The sequence below is a fragment of the Acidovorax sp. NO-1 genome, assembly GCF_000238595.1.
Classification (GTDB): Bacteria; Pseudomonadota; Gammaproteobacteria; order Burkholderiales; family Burkholderiaceae_C; genus Acidovorax.
This window is the reverse complement of the sequence record NZ_AGTS01000065.1, coordinates 1-1,969: the sequence shown is the minus strand read 5'-3', so window position 1 is coordinate 1,969 and position 1,969 is coordinate 1. Positions and strand designations below refer to the sequence as shown.

Below are 1,969 nucleotides of genomic sequence, written 5' to 3'. Positions count from 1 at the left end.
TTCCTCGTCTGTTTGACCGCTTCTACCGTGCCGACCCGTCTCGGTCGCACCCACAATCCGATGGTGCTGGCCTCGGACTATCAATTACCCGGGCCATTGCACAAGCGCACGGAGGACGTGTGACGGTTGAATCCGGCTCGGGGAGAACAAAGTTCAGCCTCGAATTTCCAAGCAGGCTGATACTATAAGAATACCAAACGCCAACAGGGCTTCCATCGGCGGAACAGTACCCTTTCATGTTGCCTCCGGTGAAATTTAGACCAGACTGCCGCTCGTTTGTTGATCAGGCGAATGGCACCTACTTTGTCGCCCAATCATGGCCGTAGCGCTTGACCTGGGTGTGAGCGTGGGATCTGGGTGTCTTCAGCCAAGGATAGGGTTTTGACTGTCGCTTTCGCATGCGCGGTACGATGCGCCCCGGCCGACTGCCCTCGCGCCACCCACTCGGTCCGTAGCTCTTCTCGCGACAGTGTGTCGGCGGTTGAGAGTCAGGGAAATTCGGGCGGCGGCCTGGACTGACAAGAGGTCAGTCAGGCCGACGCCAACGATCCAACAGAATGGATTCCAAAGCTTTCTGCGACACCAACTTAGGCAATCAGCCCTGGTAGTAAAGACGCAGACGCGCATCGCGTTCGGCAGGGGACTCATTCCGCAGTTCGTTGATTACTTGCGCACGCGTCTTGCCTGGACCAGCTGCATCAGGTGTGCGGATCGGGAAGTTGCTTTCTCCGTAAGAAAGGAGTCCTTGCTGCATAGCAGCCTTGGTTTCTGCGATAACCTGCTCTCGCGTCTTCTCGCTCTTGAAGTGTTCCGGGTGAACGATTACGCCCTTTTCATTGTTGGCAGGATGTTCGTATGCGGCAGAAGCCATCCCTGGGAGGCCCAGGGCAACCACTGAGGCTGCGGCTGCGATCATGGAAGACAGGGAGAGGCGTTGTTGGATCATGGTTGAAGCTCCTTAACAAAGTGGACGAAAATTGCATCTCTCATGCCTTGCTTAGGCGTTGAGGAGATGTGTTCATCGTAGGGAGCGCACCCCAACAGAATCAGGACAGCTCGATGACATCGTTGTTAAGGAGCTGCGTGAGTTGGCGCCGAGTTGTTGAACTTGCGCGCAGGTGGAAAGACATAGTGGCCCGAGTCAGCTGGTTCCACAAACCCACGGATGAGAAGCGCATGGTGGTGATTCTGGAACCGGAACAGTTCGAAGACTGGCTGCAAGCACCCGCGACCCGCAGCATGGAATTCCTGCGACCCTTCCCCGCCGGGGGCCTGCGGGCGGGATAGGTCCACGCGATCCTGAAGAGACTTTGGAGTACCTTGTCCCCCTCTCAACTCAGTAATGAACCAACCGTTTGAAATGAAACAGACCGCGCTGTGGTCGCGCATGCTGCGCCTGACCACAATCCTGGCACTGACCGTTGCCAGCGCAGCCCATGCCCGGCTCTCCGTCTTTGAAGCGCTGGACAGTGCGTCAGGACATCCGACCCGATTTGCGCAATGCCCTCAGTTCTTCGTGGATGGCAAACCACCCGCCATACCGGCACGTCCCAAGCTGCGCGAGCTGTGCTACGAAGCGTTTGCAATCTTGCACAGCGGGGAGACCAGGACGCCGGTCTATGTGGCGCAGCGCCTGAACCGCCAAACCATCGAGGATGCCGACGAGAAGAGAGCGACCAAGTTCTTTGCCGACGCGCGCCTCCCCCGTGGCGAGCGGGCAGAACTGGAGGACTACAAGCGCTCGGGCTACTCCCGTGGCCACATGGCCCCTGCAGGAGACATGCCGACACCAACAGCCATGGCCCAGAGCTTCAGCCTGGCCAACATGGTGCCGCAGGACATCCAGCACAACGGTGGTGCCTGGGCCAAGATCGAGCAGGACACTCGCCGGTATATCCGGCGGGCCAAGGGCGATGTGTTCGTGATCACCGGGCCGGTGTTCACCCCGGAGAGTCCCCGCATCGGTAAC

General features: G+C 58.8%; 3 protein-coding genes. 2 read left to right on the top strand and 1 reads right to left on the bottom strand.

From position 1 onward, the window contains the following. A partial coding sequence (locus KYG_RS23650; RefSeq protein ID WP_237707221.1) for an ATP-binding protein occupies positions 1-188 on the top strand: 188 nt, incomplete at its 5' end. Between the two features lie 407 nt (positions 189-595). On the opposite strand, the gene KYG_RS23645 is transcribed toward KYG_RS23650, so the two are convergent. Next, entirely contained in the window at positions 596-946 is a 351-nt protein-coding gene (locus KYG_RS23645) for a DUF4148 domain-containing protein (protein WP_008904206.1), read from the bottom strand. A gap of 414 nt (positions 947-1,360) precedes the next feature. On the opposite strand from KYG_RS23645, the gene KYG_RS07245 reads away from it, so the two are divergent. Next, positions 1,361-1,969, top strand: a 609-nt coding sequence (locus tag KYG_RS07245) for a DNA/RNA non-specific endonuclease (RefSeq protein ID WP_008904204.1), incomplete at its 3' end; no start/stop codon positions are given.

Bases quoted from the DNA above. Each gene is read 5' to 3' on its own strand.
- KYG_RS23645 (WP_008904206.1), bottom strand. From the start codon at position 946: ATGATCCAACAACGCCTCTCCCTGTCTTCCATGATCGCAGCCGCAGCC.